16 protein-coding genes are annotated in these 17,967 nt (G+C 62.9%); 6 read left to right on the top strand and 10 right to left on the bottom strand.

Annotation, left to right across the window (positions count from 1 at the left end):
- Positions 1-52 precede the first annotated feature (52 nt).
- The 8 genes from AC07Y9_RS11880 to AC07Y9_RS11845 form a co-directional block, all read right to left on the bottom strand.
- A complete protein-coding gene (locus tag AC07Y9_RS11880) occupies positions 53-1,627 on the bottom strand; it encodes a flagellar hook-associated protein 3 (protein ID WP_102678485.1) in 1,575 nt (524 codons plus the stop codon).
- Between the two features lie 13 nt (positions 1,628-1,640).
- Positions 1,641-3,692, bottom strand: coding sequence for a flagellar hook-associated protein FlgK (gene flgK / locus AC07Y9_RS11875; protein ID WP_102678486.1), 2,052 nt, complete (start codon positions 3,690-3,692; stop codon positions 1,641-1,643).
- A 10-nt stretch (positions 3,693-3,702) separates the two neighbouring features.
- Complete coding sequence (flgJ, locus tag AC07Y9_RS11870) at positions 3,703-4,983, bottom strand: flagellar assembly peptidoglycan hydrolase FlgJ (RefSeq protein WP_102678487.1); 1,281 nt, start codon at positions 4,981-4,983, stop codon at positions 3,703-3,705.
- Between the two features lie 10 nt (positions 4,984-4,993).
- Entirely contained in the window at positions 4,994-6,082 is a 1,089-nt protein-coding gene (locus tag AC07Y9_RS11865; RefSeq protein WP_080748366.1) for a flagellar basal body P-ring protein FlgI, read from the bottom strand.
- 27 nt (positions 6,083-6,109) lie between these two features.
- Positions 6,110-6,805: a flagellar basal body L-ring protein FlgH gene (gene flgH / locus AC07Y9_RS11860; protein WP_053260098.1), complete on the bottom strand. Its 696-nt coding sequence runs from the start codon at positions 6,803-6,805 to the stop codon at positions 6,110-6,112.
- 51 nt (positions 6,806-6,856) lie between these two features.
- On the bottom strand, positions 6,857-7,642 hold the full coding sequence (flgG, locus tag AC07Y9_RS11855; protein WP_009047672.1) for a flagellar basal-body rod protein FlgG: 786 nt from the start codon (positions 7,640-7,642) through the stop codon (positions 6,857-6,859).
- Positions 7,643-7,687: 45 nt separating this feature from the next.
- The gene (locus tag AC07Y9_RS11850; protein WP_007922703.1) at positions 7,688-8,428 is read right to left on the bottom strand and encodes a flagellar basal body rod protein FlgF; all 741 of its coding nucleotides are present in this window, start codon (positions 8,426-8,428) and stop codon (positions 7,688-7,690) included.
- A gap of 364 nt (positions 8,429-8,792) precedes the next feature.
- Entirely contained in the window at positions 8,793-10,358 is a 1,566-nt protein-coding gene (locus AC07Y9_RS11845; RefSeq protein WP_007930099.1) for a sigma-54-dependent phenylalanine hydroxylase transcriptional regulator PhhR, read from the bottom strand.
- 305 nt (positions 10,359-10,663) lie between these two features.
- Here AC07Y9_RS11845 and phhA point away from each other — a divergent pair, with 305 nt between their 5' ends.
- The 6 genes from phhA to AC07Y9_RS11815 all read left to right on the top strand — a co-directional run bounded on the left by phhA (position 10,664) and on the right by AC07Y9_RS11815 (position 15,006).
- Positions 10,664-11,455, top strand: coding sequence for a phenylalanine 4-monooxygenase (phhA, locus tag AC07Y9_RS11840; protein WP_085530137.1), 792 nt, complete (start codon positions 10,664-10,666; stop codon positions 11,453-11,455).
- Between the two features lie 69 nt (positions 11,456-11,524).
- Complete coding sequence (locus AC07Y9_RS11835) at positions 11,525-11,881, top strand: 4a-hydroxytetrahydrobiopterin dehydratase (protein WP_007930096.1); 357 nt, start codon at positions 11,525-11,527, stop codon at positions 11,879-11,881.
- A complete protein-coding gene (locus tag AC07Y9_RS11830) occupies positions 11,881-13,074 on the top strand; it encodes an amino acid aminotransferase (RefSeq protein ID WP_102678489.1) in 1,194 nt (397 codons plus the stop codon). The genes AC07Y9_RS11835 and AC07Y9_RS11830 overlap by 1 nt, the downstream gene beginning before the upstream one ends.
- Positions 13,075-13,297: 223 nt before the next feature.
- Positions 13,298-13,429 (top strand): hypothetical protein, encoded by a 132-nt coding sequence (locus tag AC07Y9_RS11825; RefSeq protein WP_007930094.1) that lies wholly within the window; start codon positions 13,298-13,300, stop codon positions 13,427-13,429.
- Between the two features lie 81 nt (positions 13,430-13,510).
- Positions 13,511-13,693 (top strand): hypothetical protein, encoded by a 183-nt coding sequence (locus AC07Y9_RS11820; RefSeq protein ID WP_007930093.1) that lies wholly within the window; start codon positions 13,511-13,513, stop codon positions 13,691-13,693.
- 113 nt (positions 13,694-13,806) lie between these two features.
- Positions 13,807-15,006, top strand: coding sequence for an MFS transporter (locus AC07Y9_RS11815; RefSeq protein ID WP_009042700.1), 1,200 nt, complete (start codon positions 13,807-13,809; stop codon positions 15,004-15,006).
- On the opposite strand, the gene arfB is transcribed toward AC07Y9_RS11815, so the two are convergent.
- A complete protein-coding gene (arfB, locus tag AC07Y9_RS11810; RefSeq protein ID WP_102678490.1) occupies positions 15,003-15,416 on the bottom strand; it encodes an alternative ribosome rescue aminoacyl-tRNA hydrolase ArfB in 414 nt (137 codons plus the stop codon). The two genes, AC07Y9_RS11815 and arfB, sit on opposite strands and share 4 nt — an antisense overlap.
- A 206-nt stretch (positions 15,417-15,622) precedes the next feature.
- Positions 15,623-17,044 (bottom strand): amino acid permease, encoded by a 1,422-nt coding sequence (locus AC07Y9_RS11805; RefSeq protein WP_053260092.1) that lies wholly within the window; start codon positions 17,042-17,044, stop codon positions 15,623-15,625.
- Between the last annotated feature and the right edge of the window lie 923 nt (positions 17,045-17,967).

Genomic DNA, 17,967 nt, shown 5'->3' with positions numbered 1-17,967 from the left:
TTGGCGGCTCGGCGGTGCGGCCGCGCTCACAGGAGCGCGACCGGGCTCAGGCTCAGACCTTGTTGAACAGGCCCAGCTGGGCAATCTTGCTGAAGGCCAGTTGCGAGGCTTGCAGCATGGTCTGTTGCAGGGTCAGGCGGGTCATCACCTCGGCCGGGTCGGAATCGCGGATTGCCGACTGGGTTTGGGTATTGGCGGCGCTCAGGCTCATGTTGGTTTCGTTCTGAATCTCCAGCGCCGACCCACGACCACCGATATCGCTGACCGCGCTCGCCACCTGATTGGCGCCGCTGGCCAGGTTGGCCATCCCCGCCTGCAACCCCGCGTTGAGTTTCTGGATCGCGATCGGATCACCGTTGGTCGGGGTATCCAGCACCGTACGCAGTTGGCTGATGGTGTCGAGGACGTTCTGGGTCTGGTGGTTGTTGACCGCCACCACATACTGGTCGCCCGCCGCCGGCGTACCGCTGAAGGTGAAGCCCACGCCAGACGCCGTGGCAGTGGAGCCGGCCATGGTACCGGTGGAGACCGGCTTGCTGTCGGCGGTCAACGGCGACGCGTACAGCTCGTAGTCGGTGGCGCTGGTGAACTTGAGGATCGCACCACCGCTCGGGAAGCTGGCGTTGTAGGCGTTGCTGTTGCTGACGCTGGCACCAGTCACGACTGCGGTCGACGGGTTGCCCGGGCTGCGCGAAACATTGAAGGAGTCAGGCTTGGCCGCCAGGGTGAAGCTGTGACCGGCGATCTCCGTGTTCGGGGGGGTGGCATCGCCAGGTTTCAGGTTGATGCTCAAACGCATATCGACGCCACGGAAACTGACGGTCTGCGCTTCTGCGCCTTTGCTGGAGCTGAAGGAGCCATTCTGGCTGGCCTCGGACGTCACGTCGTTGCCGGCACTGTCGGTGATCTTGAACTGAGTACTGCTGAGGAAGCTGATGGTGTACGGCTCGCCGCTGCGGAACTCGCTGTTGTACTTCGGATTCGAAGACACCTGGCCGTTGGACAGCGTCACCCGGCCATCATCCACCGTCGGCGCGGTCATGCTGACCTGGCTGCGGCTGGTATTGATGGCTTGCTGGAAGGCGGCCCAGCCGGTGGTATTGGTGGCCATGGACATGGTGTCGCCCACCGGCAGGTTCAGCGTGGTCTGGTCGCCGTTGTAGCTGTAGGTGCCGTCGGAGTTGCGGGCAAACGGCACGGTGTCGCCCTGGGAACCGGCAAAGATGTACTTGCCGTTTTCATCCTGGGTATTCATCAGGCTCAACAGCTGCTCTTCGATCTGCGCCAGTTCGGCGGCGTTGGCCTTGCGGTCGGCGTCGGTGTAACCGGCGCTGCCGGCTCCGCTCGCCAGTTCCTGGGCACGCGCCAGAACGTTGGTGATGCTGGTCAGGACCGATTCGGCCTGGCCCAGGGACGCCTTGATCGAGGTGGTGTTGGCCGAGTACTGGCTCAACAGCGAAGCCTGCTGGCCCAGTTGCAGCAGGCGCGAAGCGCCTACCGGATCATCGGCCGCGGTGTTGACGCGAATCAGGCTGCTAGCCTCTTCGCTGCTCTTGACCGCATTGGCGAAGTTCTTCTGGTAGTTGGCAGCCGAGGACTCGTAAAACTGGGCGGTGGAAATACGCATGGACTACGACTCCTTAAAGGCTGTTGATCAGGGTGGCGAAGGTTTCCTGCGCCGCCTTGATGATCTGCGAGGACGCGGTGTAGTACTGCTGGTACTTGACCAGGTTGCCGGTTTCCTGATCCAGGTCGACCCCGGACAACGAATCCCGCGCGCCCTTGGCGTTGGCCAGCATCGTCTCGGTGGCCGCGCTGTCGAGCTTGCCCTGGCTGGCCTTGGCACCGACGTTCTCCACCAGCTTGCCGTAGGCGTCGACCAGGGTGATGCCCTTGCTGGCCGAACCGGTATCCACGGTCTGCTTGGTCTGTAGCCCCGCCAGGGCGGTGCCGTTGCGGTTATCGGTGGAACCGGCACCGTTGAACTTGACGTTCAGCCCTTCGCCTTCCTTGGGCGAACCGGCGACGCTCATTTCCACGGTGAAGGTTTTCTGCACCGGAGGTGTGCCGCCGTCGGTGATCGGGTTGCCGCTGGCATCGACCATCTTGATCTGCAGGTTCAGGGTGTTGTTCTGCCCCGGGACGATCGAACCGGTGCCCATCAACGTGCCCTTGGCATCGTAGTACTTGTAGCCCTGGCTGCCGCCCGCGGGGGCGTCGAAAACCAGCTTGACCGGCACCGAGTTCTTGATCGCGGTCTGCATCTCGGTTTTGGCGGCCGAGTTGTAGATGTCCAGCGCCGGCTTGACTGTTGGCAGGCCCGGAATACTCAGCGAACCGGTGGCCCCCGGCAGTACCTCGGCATTCAGCGGCGCGGCGATGGCCAGGCGCTTGGCGTCGGTCAGCTCGGTCTTGATAGTGGTCGCCGCGTTACGGGTCGGGGTGATCTTGAAACTGTCGCCGGCGCTCATCGCCCCGCCGTTGAGGCTCAGGGTGAAACCGTCGATCACCGGTGGCGGCGTGGTGGTGGTGCTGAACGCGCCCAGGCTGGTGCCGTCGGAGCGCTTGACCGTGTAGTCGGTGGCGCTGGTGAAGGTCACCTGGTAGTCGCTGATGGTCAGCTTGCCGGTGTCCTTGATGGTCACGTCGAGGTTGCCCGAGCCTGCGCTGTTGTTGCCGTTGGCAATGCTGCGCTGGCTGATCAGGGCCGCACTGTTGATGTTGTTGAACAGTGCCGCGCCGAACTCGCCGTTCTTGTCGATGCCTTGTCCGAGCTGGCTGTTGACCTGGTCGGCGATCACCAGGGCCACACGCCCCAGTTCGTTCATCGCCGGGTCCAGCACCTCGTTGCGATAGCGCAACAGGCCGCCGATCTCGCCACCGGTGACCACCGAGGTCACATCGATAGTGCTCGAACCGCGATTGAGCTGCAGCGAGGAACGGGTCGGGTCGGTCTTTCCGGGGACCACTTCCAGCTTGCTGGTGGTGTTACCCACGACCAGCGGCTGGCCGCTGCCCAGGTACAGGTCGACGCTCGAGCCGCGCTCCGAGACATCCACTTTGACGAACTGCGACAGCTGGCGCAGCGTCTCGTTGCGCTCGTCAAGCAGGTTGTTGGGCATGCCGCCGCCGCTGGAGACTTCGGAAATCTTCTGGTTCAGCAGGGCGACAGTGGCCGCCAGCTTGTTGACCTGGTCAGCCATGCTGCTCAGGTTGCCGTTGATGTTGGCGTTCTGCTCGTTCAACTGGCTGGAAACGGAATTGAAGCGGTTGCTCAGGGCTTGCGCGTCGCCGAGCAGCAATTGGCGCGAGGCATCGTCGGCCGGCTTGGCGTTGACGTTCTGCATCGAGGCAAAGAATTTGGTCAGCGCGCCGGTGATACCGGTGCCGCTGTCCGACAGCAGCTTGTCCACCGGGGTGACCTGCCCCAGGTAGGCGGCGACATCGCTGTTCAGCGAGGTGGTGGTCTGCAGCTGGGCGTCCAGGTAGCTGTTGTACACCCGGCGCACGTCGGCCAGGGTGGTACCGCTGCCGATGAAGACATTGCCGTACTGGTTCGAAGCCTTGCTGCCCTGCACGGTCTGCTGGCGCGAATAACCGGCGGTATCGGCGTTGGCGATGTTATTACCCGTGGTCATCAACGACGTTTGGCTGGCTGACAGCCCCGACATCCCGATATTGAGCAAACTCATGATTCAGACCTTATAAATTCGTGGAAACGCCCGCCGCAGCGTAGTTCTCGTAGCTCTTCATCTGCTTGGCAATCTGCGAAATCTTGCTTGCGTAGTCCGGGTCGGTTGCATACCCGGCCTTTTGCAACTCGCGTACAAACTGTTCGGGGTTATCGGCCGACTTCAGCACTTCTTGATAGCGATTATTGCTCTGCAACAAGGTCACCAGGTCGTGGAAGCTGTCCTGATACGAGGCATAGGAACGGAACTCGGCCGTCTCCTTGACCATCTGGCCATTTCTGAATTCGCTGGTGATCGCCCGCGCCTGGTCGCCCTTCCAACTGCTGCCGGCCTTGATGCCGAACAGGTTGTGACTGCTGCTGCCGTCCTGCTGGCGCATCACCGATTTGCCCCAGCCGGTTTCCAGCGCGGCCTGGGCCACCAGATAGCGCGGATCGACACCGATGCGGTCGGCAGCCTGCTGCGCCATCGGCAGCATGGTGGCGACGAATTCGTCCGCCGAGCTGAAGGCTTTCTTCGCCGGCGCCAACGGTGGCTGGGCCACGGCGCGACCGTAGATCTGCATGCGTCCGTGGGGCACCGCGGCAAAGCTGCGCGAGCTGTTCTTGACCAGCGCGTCGGTAGCGGCCGTGGTGCGTTCCGGCAAGGCCGTCCGGTTGGTGGCGGCGCTGTCGGCCGACGGCACGATGCCCGCCAGCAGGCGATCGGTCAGCTTGCTCGGCAGGGAAATGCGCCGCTGGTTGAGCAGCGCCATATCGTTCTGGGTACCGCTGTCGGCGGCGCGCTGCGGTTCCAGTGCACGAGAGGCCCACAACGGACGCTGACCATTGACCCGCGACAACGGCCCGCCCAAAGCGGTGGTGCCGGCAGCGATGGCGGTTGGCGTCGCGACCTTTTCAGTCAGCGCGACCTTTTCGGTCTGGGCGCCAGGCAAGGTCGCCGCCGCGGCAGGATTCGTGGATTTGTTCTTCGACATCTGGCGCATCAGCACATCGGCCAGGCCGATGCCACCGCCCTCGCGGGACATGGAAACCGCCAGTTGCTGGTCGTACATTTCCTGGTATTGCTTGGCCGCCGGGGTATTGAGCGGGTTGTCCTTGCCCAGCGCTTCGGTGGCCGAGCGCATGGACTTGAGCATTTCGTTGAGGAACAGCGACTCGAACTCCTGCGCCACCTTGCGCATGTTGGCGTCGCTGTTCTTGTCGCCGACCTTGAGCTGGTTAAGCCGGTTGAGGTCCGAGTAGGAACCCGAATCGCCGCTGCTGACCAGACCGCTCTTGCGAATATCCATGGCCCCTACCTCAAATCACGATCAGGTCGGCTTGCAGCGCGCCGGCCTGTTTCAAGGCTTCGAGGATCGCCATCAGGTCGCCCGGTGCCGCGCCGACCTGGTTCACCGCACGCACGATCTCGTCGAGGGTGGTGCCCGGGCCAAACTTGAACATCGGCTTGGCTTCCTGTTCGGCGTTGACCCGCGAGCGTGGCACGACCGCGGTCTGGCCATTGGACAGCGGGCCAGGCTGGCTGACGATCGGGTCTTCGGTGATGGTCACGGTAAGGCTGCCGTGAGTCACGGCGGCTGGCGACACCTTGACATTCTGGCCGATGACGATGGTGCCAGTGCGCGAGTTGATGATGACCTTGGCCACCGCCTGCCCCGGATCGATTTCCAGGTTCTCGAGGATCGACAGATAGTCGACGCGCTGGCTCGGATCGAGCGGCGCGGTGACGCGGATCGAACCGCCGTCGATGGCCTGGGCCACGCCCGGGCCGAGCATGTCGTTGATCTTGTCGACGATGCGCTTGGCGGTGGTGAAGTCGGAACGGTTGAGGTTCAGGGTCAGGCTGTTGCCCTGGTTGAAACCGCTCGGTACCGCGCGCTCCACCGAGGCACCGCCAGGGATGCGACCGGCCGACGGAACGTTGACCGTGATCTTCGAACCGTCACGGCCCTCGGCGTCGAAACCGCCCACCACCAGGTTGCCCTGGGCGATGGCGTAGACGTTGCCGTCGATCCCCTTGAGTGGCGTCAGCAGCAAGGTGCCGCCGCGCAGGCTCTTGGAGTTGCCGATGGAGGACACGGTGATATCCACCTGCTGCCCCGGCTTGGCGAACGCCGGCAGATCAGCGCTCACCGATACCGCCGCGACGTTCTTCAACTGCACGTTGCCAGAACCCGGCGGCACCTTGATGCCGAACTGCGACAGCATGTTGTTGAAGGTCTGCAGGGTGAAGGGTGTCTGGGTCGTCTGGTCGCCGGTGCCGTTAAGCCCGACCACCAGGCCGTAGCCGATCAACTGGTTGGAACGCACGCCGGAAATGCTGGCGATGTCCTTCAGCCGTTCGGCTTGAGCGTGGCAGGCCGCAGAAAGCAACAGCGCGGCCAGCATGAGGCGTTTGAAATTCAACGTAGCCACCTAGAAAGGGAACAGCGGGCTGAGGAAGAAACGGTCGAACCAGCCCGGCTGGCTCGCATCGGCAAAGGCACCGGTGCCCGAATAGGTGATGCGTGCGTCGGCGACGCGGGTCGAGGAAACCGTGTTGTCGGTGGCGATATCGTCGGCGCGCACCAGGCCGGCAATCCGCACCAGCTCGTCGCCGGTGTTGAGGGTCAGCCACTTCTCGCCGCGCACGGCGATGATGCCGTTGGGCAGCACGTCGGCCACCGTCACGGTGATCGAGCCGGTCAGGCTGTTGCTCTGGCCGGACTTGCTGTCGCCCTTGGTGGCCCGGTCGCCGCTGTAACCGACGTCCAGGCTCAGGTCGCCGCTGCCCACCGGGTTATTGGTGCTCAGGCCACCACCGAAAAACGAGGTCAGGCCGATGCCGGTCTTGCTGTTCTTGTCGACCTGCGAGTTGGCGTTCTTGCTCGCCTGGGTCCGCTCGTTGAGGGTGATGGTGATGATGTCGCCCACGCGGAACGCCTTGCGGTCGCTGTAGAGGTTCTGCTCGAAGCCAGCCTGGTAGATCGAGCCGTTGTTGGCCGCAGCCGGCAACGGAGTACGTGGCAACACCGGAGCGTAATACGGGTCATTGGGCTTCGGCGTCGGGGCCACGCAGCCTCCGAGCACGACGAACCCACTCAGTGCGAGAACAGATACAAAGCGATTCATGACCCTACCTCATGGTGTTGCAGGCGGCCGCAGGGCCGCCCCAGGACTTGATTACAGATTCTGCGTGACGAACGAGAGCATCTGGTCGGCGGTGGAGATCACCTTGGAGTTCATCTCGTAGGCGCGCTGGGTGGTGATCATGTTGACCATCTCCTCAACGGTGCTGACGTTGGAGGTTTCCAGGGTGTTCTGCAGGGTGGTGCCGAAACCGTTGAGGCCCGGGGTACCGACTTGCGGCGCGCCGCTGGCGGCGGTTTCCAGGAACAGGTTGTTGCCCGTCGCTTGCAGGCCGGCCGGGTTGATGAAGTCGGCGGTCTGCAGGTTGCCGATCACTTGCGAGGCCGGGTTGCCGGCGGTGGTGATCGAGACGGTGCCGTCCTGGCCCACGGTGAAGGTCTGGGCGTCGTTCGGCACGACGATCGCCGGCTCCAGCGCGAAGCCGTTGGCGGTGACGATCTGGCCATTGGAGTCCAGGTGGAAGGTGCCGTCGCGGGTATAGGACGTGGTGCCGTCCGGTTGCAGGATCTGGAAGAAACCGCGGCCGTTGATGGCCATGTCCAGCGGCTGCTCGGTGGTCTGCAGGCTGCCGGCGGTGAAGTTCTTCTGGGTACCGACGATGCGCACACCGGTACCCAGTTGCAGGCCCGACGGCAGCTCGCTGTCCTGGGTCGACTGGGCGCCAGGCTGACGCTTGATCTGATACAGCAGGTCCTGGAACTCGGCGCGATCACGTTTGAAACCCGTGGTCGAAACGTTCGCCAGGTTGTTGGAAATGGTGGTCAGGTTAGTGTCCTGGGCGGACAGACCTGTTTTGGCAACCCACAGAGCCGGAAGCATTCGATTCTCCTCGTGCGCCTGTTTTACGGCGCGACGTACTGGTAATTAGCTGATCTGCAAGACCCGAGCCATGGCCTGGTCGTCTTCTTTGGCGGTGTTCATCATCTTGATGTGCAGCTCGAACTGCTTGGAGAGCGCCAGCACCGAGGTCATTTCCTCGACCGCATTGACGTTGCTCGACTCGAGGAATCCCGAGACCAGTTGCACATTGGCGTCAGCCGCTGCCGGCTGGCCGTCCTTGGTATGGATCGAACCGTCCAGCCCCTTGGTCATGTTCTTCAGGTCCGGGTTGACCAGCTTGATGCGGTCGACCTCGGCCATCACCCGCGGGCCTTCGCCCATGGCGCGGATGCTGATGGTGCCGTCCTGGCCGACTTCCACCTGCTGCTCCGGCGGCACGGCGATCGGGCCGCCGTTGCCGATCACCGGCATGCCGTTGCCGGCGCGCAGCACGCCCAGGGCGTCGATGTTCAGGCTGCCGGTGCGCACGTAGCTTTCACCGCCCTCCGGGGTCTGCACGGCGATCCAGCCATTGCCGCTGACCGCCACGTCGAGGTCGCGACCGGTTTCCACCAGCGAGCCCGGGGTGAAATCGGTAGCCGGCCGTTCGGACATGGCAAAGGCCCGCGCCGGAAAGCTGTCACCAAACACCGGCATCGAACGCGCCTGCTCCAGGTCGCGCTGGAAACCGTTGGTGGAGATGTTCGCCAGGTTGTTGGCATGCGCCTTTTGCGCCAGCGCATTCTGGCTGGCACCGGTCATGGCCACATAAAGGTACTTGTCCACAGTCTTTCCTCTGCATGTCGGACGTTTGCCGTCCACCGCTGTACTGCTGAGCCATAAGCAATAAGCGCACCAACTTGTTTTTCGGGCGGCCGAAGGCAGGAAATCCGGGAACTTGAGGGCGTTCGAAGGGAATCGGGCGATTGTGTCAAAGACGAAAAACCGGCGCAGATATGCCGCTTACGGCAAGCCTCGGCCTCCAGGGCACTCCCCTGCCTCGCCGCTGCTCCTGTAGCCGCTGCCGCAGGCTGCGATCGAGGCCGCAGGACTTGCAAGGCTGGCAACGCATGACCTCGACCCGATCGCAGACTTAAGGCCTGGCGCCTGCTGCGCAGCCGATCGCAGCCTGCGGCAGCGGCTACAGGATTCAGTTTTCGTCTGTGTTTTTGCCGACTTCGTATTCGCGCAGTTTGTTGGCGATGGTGGTGTGCGACACGCCCAGGCGCTTGCCCAGCTGGCGGCTGCTGGGGTGCTCGGAATACAGGCGTTCGAGCACCGCCTTTTCGAAGCGCCCGACGATGTCGTCGAGCCCGCCTTCCAGGGAGAAGTCACCAAGGGGTTGGCGCACGCCATAGTCCGGCAGGCGGATGTGCTCGGCCTTGACCGTGCCGCCGTCGCACAGGGACACCGCCTGGAACAGCACGTTTTCCAGCTGCCGCACGTTGCCCGGCCAGTGGTAATGGCTGAGACGCTCCATGGCCGCCGGCGCCAGCCTGGGCAAGGCGCAGCCGATCTGCCGGCTGGCCTGGTCGAGGAAGTGCTCCACCAGCGGCGTCAGGCCGTCGAGGCACTCGCGCAGCGGCGGGATGTGCAACGACAAGACGTTGAGGCGGTGATACAGGTCCTGGCGGAACTCGCCGCGGGCGCACAGCTCGGACAAATCGACCTGGGTCGCACAGATCACCCGCACGTCCAGGTACACCTCTTCGTCGCTGCCGACCCGGCGGAAGCAGCCGTCCTGCAGAAAGCGCAGGAGCTTGACCTGCAAGCGCGGGCTCATCTCCCCCACCCCGTCGAGAAACAGCGTGCCGCCAGCGGTCAGTTCCAGCAGCCCGAGCTTGCCTTCGGCCCGCGCCCCTTCGAAGGCCCCCGGCCCGTAGCCGAACAGCTCGGTCTCGGCCATGGATTCCGGCAGGCCGGCGCAGTTGAGCGCCATCAGCGGCGATTGCCCGCGCGGGCTGGCCAGGTGGCAGGCGCGCGCCAGCAGTTCCTTGCCGGTGCCAGTCTCACCCTCGATCAGCAGCGGCGCGTCCAGCGGTGCCATGCGTCGCGCTTCGCGGACCACCGCGGCCATGACTTTCGAGCTCTGGAAGATGCTGTCGAAGCCGCGCAGCTCCTGCTTGCGCACGTTGTAGATGCGCTCGCCGACCCGGTCCGCCCGATGCAGTGTCAGCACCGCGCCGGCCATGGCCTCGCTGTCGTCGTGCTCCGATTGCAGCGGCGCGATGTCCGCCAGAAACACGTCACCCTTGACCTTGACCCGCAGGCCGTTGATCCGCGACTTGTTGGCCCGTACCAGTTCCGGCAGGTCGAAATCCTCGGCATAGCGCGACAGTGGAATCCCCGGCACCTCGTCCACCCGCACGCCCAACAGCTGCGCCGCCGCGCGGTTGGCGGCGACGATGGAACCGCCCATGTCGATGGACAACACCGGAAACTCCAGGGCCCCGAGCAAGGCATTGAGTTCCATGTGCCGCCGCTCGCTGGGCATCAGCCCGACCCGCTTGACCCCGAACACCCCGGCGATCGACTCGAACTTCGGCCGCAACGCCTGGAACTGCAGGTTGATCAGGTTCGGGCAATGCAGGTAGATGGCATTGCCATGCTCGCCGCCCACCTCGCCCCGGGCCACGTTGATGCCGTACTCCACCAGCAGGTTGAGAATGTCGCGCAGGATGCCGATGCGATTCTGGCAGTGGACTTTGATACGCATAGAAGGAAGGCCCGAGGCAGATAATGGAGGGCGTGAATGCCAGAAAGCGGCGTTTTTGGCACCGTCCGACAGGAACTTTCTGCGGTGTGACGCAGATAATCGTCAAGATTATGTGACAGTCACCGGCCTTTTCAAATCGACTATTCTCAGTATTAGCGGCCCCGCGCTATTTTCGTAACGAAAACTTTACGAAATCAGCCCTGATCCACCCATTACGTTCACGTCAACCTGCTGCATGGGCTGCAACCTTGGGTTATCTCTAGCGTCAACTGATAACAAGAAGCAGCCCCTGACAGGAGAGCAGCATGAAGCAGACGCAGTACGTGGCCCGCGAGCCCGACGCGCAAGGTTTTATCCACTACCCCGATGAAGAACACGCGGTGTGGAACACCCTGATCACCCGTCAGCTGAAAGTGATCGAGGGTCGCGCGTGCCAGGAATACCTGGACGGCATCGAGAAACTCGGCCTGCCCCACGACCGCATCCCGCAGTTGGGCGAAATCAACAAGGTGCTGGACGCAACCACCGGCTGGCAGGTCGCGCGGGTGCCGGCGCTGATTCCCTTCCAGACCTTCTTCGAATTGCTCGCCAGCAAACAGTTTCCGGTCGCGACCTTTATTCGTACCCGCGAAGAACTGGACTACCTGCAAGAGCCGGACATCTTCCACGAGATCTTTGGCCACTGCCCGCTGCTGACCAACCCCTGGTTCGCCGAATTCACCCACACCTACGGCAAGCTCGGCCTGCAGGCCACCAAGGAAGAACGGGTGTACCTGGCGCGCCTGTACTGGATGACCATCGAATTCGGCTTGCTGGACACCCCGCAAGGCCAGCGCATCTACGGCGGCGGCATCCTCTCCTCGCCGAAGGAAACCGTCTACTGCCTGTCGGACGTGCCCGAGCACCAGGCCTTCGACCCGCTGGAAGCGATGCGCACCCCGTACCGCATCGACATCCTGCAACCCATCTACTTTGTGCTGCCCAACCTCAAGCGCCTGTTCGACCTGGCCCATGAAGACATCATGGCCCTGGTGCACCAGGGCATGCAGATGGGCCTGCACGCTCCCAAGTTTCCGCCCAAACCCAAGGCGGCCTGAGCGCCCTGCCCTCGCGCGGCGCTCATAAAACCCGTAATTTCCAACAAGAACCGATTTCAGGAACCCACCATGACCGCTCTCAACCAAGCCCATTGCGAAGCCTGCCGCGCCGATGCTCCACAAGTCAGCGACGAAGAACTGCCGGTACTGATCAAGCAGATCCCCGACTGGAACATCGAAGTGCGCGATGGCGTCATGCAACTGGAAAAAGTCTTCCTGTTCAAAAACTTCAAGTTCGCCCTGGCCTTTACCAACGCAATGGGTGAAATTTCCGAGGCAGAAGGTCATCATCCTGGCCTGCTCACCGAATGGGGCAAGGTCACCGTGACCTGGTGGAGCCACTCCATCAAGGGCCTGCACCGCAACGACTTCATCATGGCCGCTCGCACCGACGAAGTGGCCAAGACCGCAGAAGGACGCAAGTAATGCATTTCGACGCCATAGGCCGAGTACCCGGCGACCCGATTCTTGGCCTGATGGAGGCCTATGCGTCGGACAGCAACCCACGCAAGTTCGACCTCGGCGTCGGTGTCTACAAGGATTCCCAGGGCCTGACGCCGATCCCTCGGTCGGTCAAGCTGGCCGAGCAGCGCCTGGTCGACAGGCAGACCACCAAGATCTACATCGGCGGCCACGGCGACGCGGCCTTTGGCAATGTGATCAATGAACTGGTGCTGGGCGCCGATTCGCAACTGATCGCCGAACGCCGCGCCGGCGCCACCCAGACCCCGGGCGGCACCGGCGCGCTGCGCCTGAGCGCCGACTTCATCGCCCACTGCCTGCCGGGCCGTGGCGTGTGGTTGAGCAATCCGACCTGGCCGATCCACGAAACCATCTTTACCGCCGCCGGCATCCAGGTCAGCCACTACCCTTACGTCGGCAGCGACAACCGCCTCGACGTCGAGGCCATGCTGGCGACCCTGAACCAGGTGCCCAAGGGCGACGTGGTGCTGCTGCACGCCTGCTGCCACAACCCCACCGGTTTCGACCTGAGCCACGACGACTGGCATCGGGTGCTGGACGTGGTGCGCAGCCGCAACCTGCTGCCGCTGATCGACTTCGCCTACCAGGGCTTCGGCGACGGCCTGGAGCAGGATGCCTGGGCGGTCCGCCTGTTCGCAGCCGAACTGCCCGAGCTGCTGATCACCAGTTCCTGCTCGAAGAACTTCGGCCTGTACCGCGACCGTACCGGCGCGCTGATCGTCTGCACCCGGGACGCGGAAAAGCTGCTGGACGTACGCAGCCAGTTGGCCCACATCGCCCGCAACCTGTGGTCCACCCCGCCGGATCACGGCGCCGCGGTGGTCGCCACCATCCTCGGTGACCCGGAGCTGAAAAGCCTCTGGGCCGACGAGGTGGAAGCCATGCGCCTGCGCATCGCCCAGTTGCGTTCAGGCCTGGTGGAGGCGCTGCAACCCTTCGGCCTGGCCGAGCGCTTCGCCCATATCGGCGTGCAACGCGGGATGTTCTCCTACACCGGCCTGACGCCGGAGCAGGTCGGCAAACTGCGCGATCAGCACAGCGTGTACATGGTCAGCTCCGGCCGGGCCAACGTCGCCGGTATCGACGCCACCCGCCTGGACCTGCTGGCCGAAGCCATCGCCGAAGTCTGCAAGTGACACCCTGATCGCGAGCAAGCTCGCTCCTACAAAAGCACCTGCCTGTAGGAGCAAGCTTGCTCGCGATGCTCTTCAACGATCCCCCGCCCGATGAAACTCCTTTCATCCTAAAAGCCGTGATAAAAATCTTTTTGTCATTTCCAGTGCTGTATCCTGCCCAGGCTTTTTAAAAGCGCGGATCTACCCAGCGATTAAAAAACAGACCTTGCGAGGAGCAACGAACATGCACGAGATTCCTAATCTCCCCTTCCCAAGCCTGCACGAAACTGAGCAGACAACCCCGCAACAAGCCGGCGCCCAACAGCCCGAGCCGAAAGAAGCCGCACCCGGTCACAAGGCCGACAGCGAAGACTGACCGCAACACCCAGACAGTGTGGAAAGCGCTCTTTGATGCGCTTTCCACACCGCCTGAAACCCGCTTTCGAGAACCGCCTCCATGACCGACGCCTTCAGCGAAACCCAAGCCAGCGTTTTGATCGGCACCGCCGAAAAGATGATCGAGATCTGGAACCGCCTGACGCCGGAAAAACAGGCCGCCCTGCTGGCCCGCTTCGGCACCCAGGAAAACGCCCTGGCCGCCCTGGTCACCACGCAATTGCTGGCCCCTGTAAAAGCCTGAGCCTGCCGCGCGCAAAAAAGTGCGGATGGGTATCGATTTCTCCACCTGAATCGTTTCAACCCTCGGTATCATAAGCAGCCTATCTATCTCTGCCGCGTCCGTGGACCTTTCCCATGCCAGATACCCAGCGCCCCTTGGCGGTCACGCTGCAAGTCGTCTCCATCGTCCTTTTCACCTTTATCGGCTACCTGAACATCGGCATCCCCCTGGCCGTGCTGCCGGGCTACGTGCACAGCGAGCTGGGCTTTGGCGCGGTGATCGCCGGGCTGGTGATCAGCGTGCAATACCTGGCCACCCTGCTCAGCCGCCCCTATGCCGGGAAGATCATCGACAACCTGGGCAGCAAGCGCGCGGTGATGTACGGCCTGGCCGGCTGCGGCCTGAGCGGTGTGTTCATGCTGTTGTCGGCATGGCTGCACAGCTTGCCGGTGCTGAGCCTGGCCAGCCTGCTGATCGGGCGCCTGGTGCTGGGCAGCGCCGAGAGCCTGGTGGGCTCGGGCTCCATCGGCTGGGGCATCGGCCGCGTCGGCGCGCAGAACACCGCCAAGGTGATTTCCTGGAACGGCATCGCCAGCTATGGCGCGCTGGCCGTCGGCGCGCCGCTGGGGGTGTTGCTGGTGGATCGCCTGGGGCTGTGGAGCATGGGCGTGAGCATCATCCTCCTGGCGCTCCTCGGCCTGGCGCTGGCCTGGCCGAAACTGGCGGCGCCGATCGTCGCCGGCGAGCGCCTGCCGTTTATCCATGTCCTGGGCCGGGTGTTCCCCCACGGCTGCGGCCTGGCCCTGGGCTCGATCGGCTTTGGCACCATCGCCACCTTCATCACCCTGTATTACGCCACCCAGAACTGGTCCAACGCGGTGCTGTGCCTGAGCCTGTTCGGCGCCAGCTTTATCGGCGCGCGCCTGCTGTTCGGCAACCTGATCAACCGCCTCGGCGGCTTTCGCGTGGCAATCGCCTGCCTGTCGGTGGAGACCCTCGGCCTGTTGCTGTTGTGGCTGGCGCCGGATGCCCATTGGGCGCTGGCCGGCGCGGCGCTGAGCGGCTTCGGCTTCTCCCTGGTGTTCCCGGCGCTAGGGGTGGAAGCGGTCAACCTGGTTCCCGCCTCCAGCCGTGGCGCGGCGGTGGGTGCCTATTCGCTGTTCATCGACCTGTCGCTGGGAATCACCGGACCGCTGGCCGGGGCGATCGCCGCCGGTTTCGGTTTTGCCTCGATCTTCCTGTTCGCCGCCCTCGCCGCCTGCAGCGGTTTGCTGCTGAGCCTCTACCTGTACCGCCAGGCGCCGAAGTATCGCGAGGAGCGCGGCGAGCGTTAGTAGTCGACCTTGCCGCGGCCGGCCTTGATGTTGCCGCGCTTGCTCTTGGATTCCAGGCGCCGGGTCTTCGAGCCCAGGGTCGGCTTGGTCGGCCGGCGCTTCTTCTCCACCTTGATGGCGCCGAGGATCAGCTCCACCAGACGCTCCAGGGCATCAGCGCGGTTCTGTTCCTGGGTCCGGTATTGCTGGGCCTTGATGACAATCACCCCGTCGCCGGTAATGCGACTGTCGCGCAGCGCCAGCAACCGCTCCTTGTAGAACGGCGGCAGCGACGAGGCCGGGATGTCGAAGCGCAGGTGCACCGCGCTGGAGACCTTGTTGACGTTCTGCCCACCCGCGCCTTGCGCGCGAATGGCGGTCAATTCGATCTCGGCATCCGGCAGATGCACGTTGTTGGAAATCACCAGCATGGAAAAGACATCCGCTTTCAGGGCGCTCAGGATACCGCGAATCGCACTGCCTTCCGTAGGCGCGAGGCTTGTTCGCGATGGCGCCCGTGCTGGATGGCCGCTTCGCGGATCGCGGGCAAGTCGGATCGCCGCCCACTCGCTGCCAAGCAATCCTGGCGCCCACAAAAAACCCGGCCAAGGCCGGGTTTGTCGTTGTCGCGCTGGCGTTACTTCGCCGAAGAACTGGCGACCTGTAGCGCGTGCTGCGCGCTGCGCTTGTTCTTGATGCCGTAGCAGACCCACATGAAAGCGACCCACACCGGAATCGCGTACACCGAGATCTGGATACCCGGGATCATCAGCATGATGCCGAGGATGAACACCACGAACGCCAGGCAGACGTAGTTGCCGTAGGGGTACCACAGCGCCTTGAACAGCGGCGATTGTTTCGTGCGGTTCATGTGCTGACGGAACTTGAAGTGCGAGTAACTGATCATCGCCCAGTTGATCACCAGGGTCGCGACCACCAGCGACATCAGCAGCTCCAGGGCGTGCTGCGGGATCAGGTAGTTGAGCACCACGGCAACGAAGGTCACCACCGCCGAGGCCAGGATCGACATCACCGGCACGCCGCGCTTGTCGATCTTCGCCAGGACTTTCGGCGCGTCGCCCTGTTCGGCCATGCCCAGCAGCATGCGGCTGTTGCAGTAGGTGCCGCTGTTGTACACCGACAAGGCCGCGGTCAGGACCACGAAGTTGAGGATGTGCGCCGCGGTATCACTGCCCAGCATCGAGAACACCTGGACGAACGGGCTGCCGCTGTAGGCATCGCCGGAGGCATTCAGGGTCTCCAGCAGGCTGTTCCATGGGGTCAGGGACAACAGCACGACCAGGGCACCGATGTAGAAAATCAGGATGCGGTAGATCACCTGGTTGATGGCCTTGGGAATCACGGTCTTCGGCTTGTCGGCCTCGGCCGCGGTAAACCCGAGCATCTCCAGGCCGCCGAAGGAGAACATGATGATCGCCATGGCCATCACCAGGCCGCTGACGCCATTGGGGAAGAACCCGCCGTGCTCCCACAGGTTGCTCACCGAAGCCTGCGGGCCGCCGTGACCGCTGACCAGCAGGTAGCTGCCCAGGGCGATCATGCCGACGATGGCCACCACCTTGATGATCGCGAACCAGAACTCGGCTTCACCGAAGACTTTGACGTTGGCCAGGTTGATCAGGTTGATCAGCACGAAGAACGCCGCGGCCGAGGCCCAGGTCGGCACGTCCGGCCACCAGTAGTGCACGTACTTGCCGACCGCGGTCAGCTCCGACATACCCACCAGGATGTACAGAATCCAGCAGTTCCAGCCCGACAGGAAACCGGCGAAACCGCCCCAGTACTTGTGCGCGAAATGGCTGAAGGAACCGGCCACCGGCTCTTCGACGATCATCTCGCCGAGCTGGCGCATGATCATGAAGGCGATGAAGCCGCAGATGGCGTAGCCGAGGATCATCGACGGCCCGGCCGACTTGAGCACGCCGGCGGAGCCCAGGAACAATCCGGTACCGATCGCGCCGCCCAGGGCGATCAGTTGAATATGGCGATTTTTCAGGCCGCGCTTCAGCTCGCCTGAATGCGAGTTTTGTCCACTCATGAAAAGGGTCTCACGCAAGGTTTGATGATGTTCGATAGACGTTGCAGCCGACAGCAGGCTTAAGCAGCGCGGATCAAACCCCAGCGCAGGCACCAGGAGTTCAGCGTTTGTTTAACGGTCATGCGTCACCTGTTTGTTTTTATCTGTGACGAAATCGAACCCACCACGCTTGTGACGCGGCGGAGTGAACAAGGCGGATAGCCTTGAGATTATTGGCCTTGGGAGCGTGTCTCGAGCATTCGAGCCAGGGCTCGTCACGCGTCGAAACCAGTCGTTGGGGCGCAAAATGCGCGGATACGCAGTTGGGTCACAGTTAAAACGCCGCGCATTGTACACCCCTGACTCCCTGCCGCCAGACGCGGCTTATCAGCGCGTCGGGTGCCGGAATCGCACGGGGCCAGCTCGATGCTCGGCATCGGCGGCAAGGTTCGGGACAGACCCGTCGGGGTCGTCGACGAAGGTACGACAGCAATCGCCCTTCGGAGGGAATCGGTTGAGGTGAGCCACGGCGTTCATTGCGCCTCCTTCTTGTTATGCACCTGCACACAGGCATGGGCTGCATCACACCTGCCTTGAGGCCGCGGAACAAGCGGCTTGGAGCCCGGCGGCGGGCTGTATCGAGGCAACAACGGAAGGTTTTTCTTACAGCGCCGAACAAGGGTCGATTCGATGAATCGATAGCGGGTTTTTCGTAAGCATTTCTTTACAAGGCGGAACGTATTTTTTCCACTTCAGATCAGTGACATCGGCGACTGCAAATTGACGGCCAGCGTTTTTTTATCTGTCTGCTCGCTCAGCTTTTTGTTTTTTCTTGATAATTTTCCAGCGCAAAAACAGAACAAAAAGTTCAATAAAAATAATTCAATTATTTTTTTGCATTTCAAAAAACCCTGGACTAGGTTTCCAGCCACTTGCCGGACCAC

Source organism: Pseudomonas sp. GW456-L12, from assembly GCF_059424045.1.
The sequence above is the reverse complement of the archived record's forward strand: the minus strand, read 5'-3'. Positions and strand labels throughout refer to the sequence as shown.

Coding starts and splice junctions, on each gene's coding strand:
- AC07Y9_RS11805 (WP_053260092.1), bottom strand. CDS start 17,044: ATGAGTGGACAAAACTCGCATTCAGGCGAGCTGAAGCGCGGCCTGAAA.
- AC07Y9_RS11825 (WP_007930094.1), top strand. CDS start 13,298: ATGCACGAGATTCCTAATCTCCCCTTCCCAAGCCTGCACGAAACTGAG.
- phhA (WP_085530137.1), top strand. CDS start 10,664: ATGAAGCAGACGCAGTACGTGGCCCGCGAGCCCGACGCGCAAGGTTTT.
- AC07Y9_RS11830 (WP_102678489.1), top strand. CDS start 11,881: ATGCATTTCGACGCCATAGGCCGAGTACCCGGCGACCCGATTCTTGGC.
- flgK (WP_102678486.1), bottom strand. CDS start 3,692: ATGAGTTTGCTCAATATCGGGATGTCGGGGCTGTCAGCCAGCCAAACG.
- AC07Y9_RS11880 (WP_102678485.1), bottom strand. CDS start 1,627: ATGCGTATTTCCACCGCCCAGTTTTACGAGTCCTCGGCTGCCAACTAC.
- AC07Y9_RS11820 (WP_007930093.1), top strand. CDS start 13,511: ATGACCGACGCCTTCAGCGAAACCCAAGCCAGCGTTTTGATCGGCACC.
- AC07Y9_RS11815 (WP_009042700.1), top strand. CDS start 13,807: ATGCCAGATACCCAGCGCCCCTTGGCGGTCACGCTGCAAGTCGTCTCC.
- AC07Y9_RS11865 (WP_080748366.1), bottom strand. CDS start 6,082: ATGCTGGCCGCGCTGTTGCTTTCTGCGGCCTGCCACGCTCAAGCCGAA.
- flgG (WP_009047672.1), bottom strand. CDS start 7,642: ATGCTTCCGGCTCTGTGGGTTGCCAAAACAGGTCTGTCCGCCCAGGAC.
- flgJ (WP_102678487.1), bottom strand. CDS start 4,983: ATGGATATTCGCAAGAGCGGTCTGGTCAGCAGCGGCGATTCGGGTTCC.
- arfB (WP_102678490.1), bottom strand. CDS start 15,416: ATGCTGGTGATTTCCAACAACGTGCATCTGCCGGATGCCGAGATCGAA.
- AC07Y9_RS11845 (WP_007930099.1), bottom strand. CDS start 10,358: ATGCGTATCAAAGTCCACTGCCAGAATCGCATCGGCATCCTGCGCGAC.
- flgH (WP_053260098.1), bottom strand. CDS start 6,805: ATGAATCGCTTTGTATCTGTTCTCGCACTGAGTGGGTTCGTCGTGCTC.
- AC07Y9_RS11835 (WP_007930096.1), top strand. CDS start 11,525: ATGACCGCTCTCAACCAAGCCCATTGCGAAGCCTGCCGCGCCGATGCT.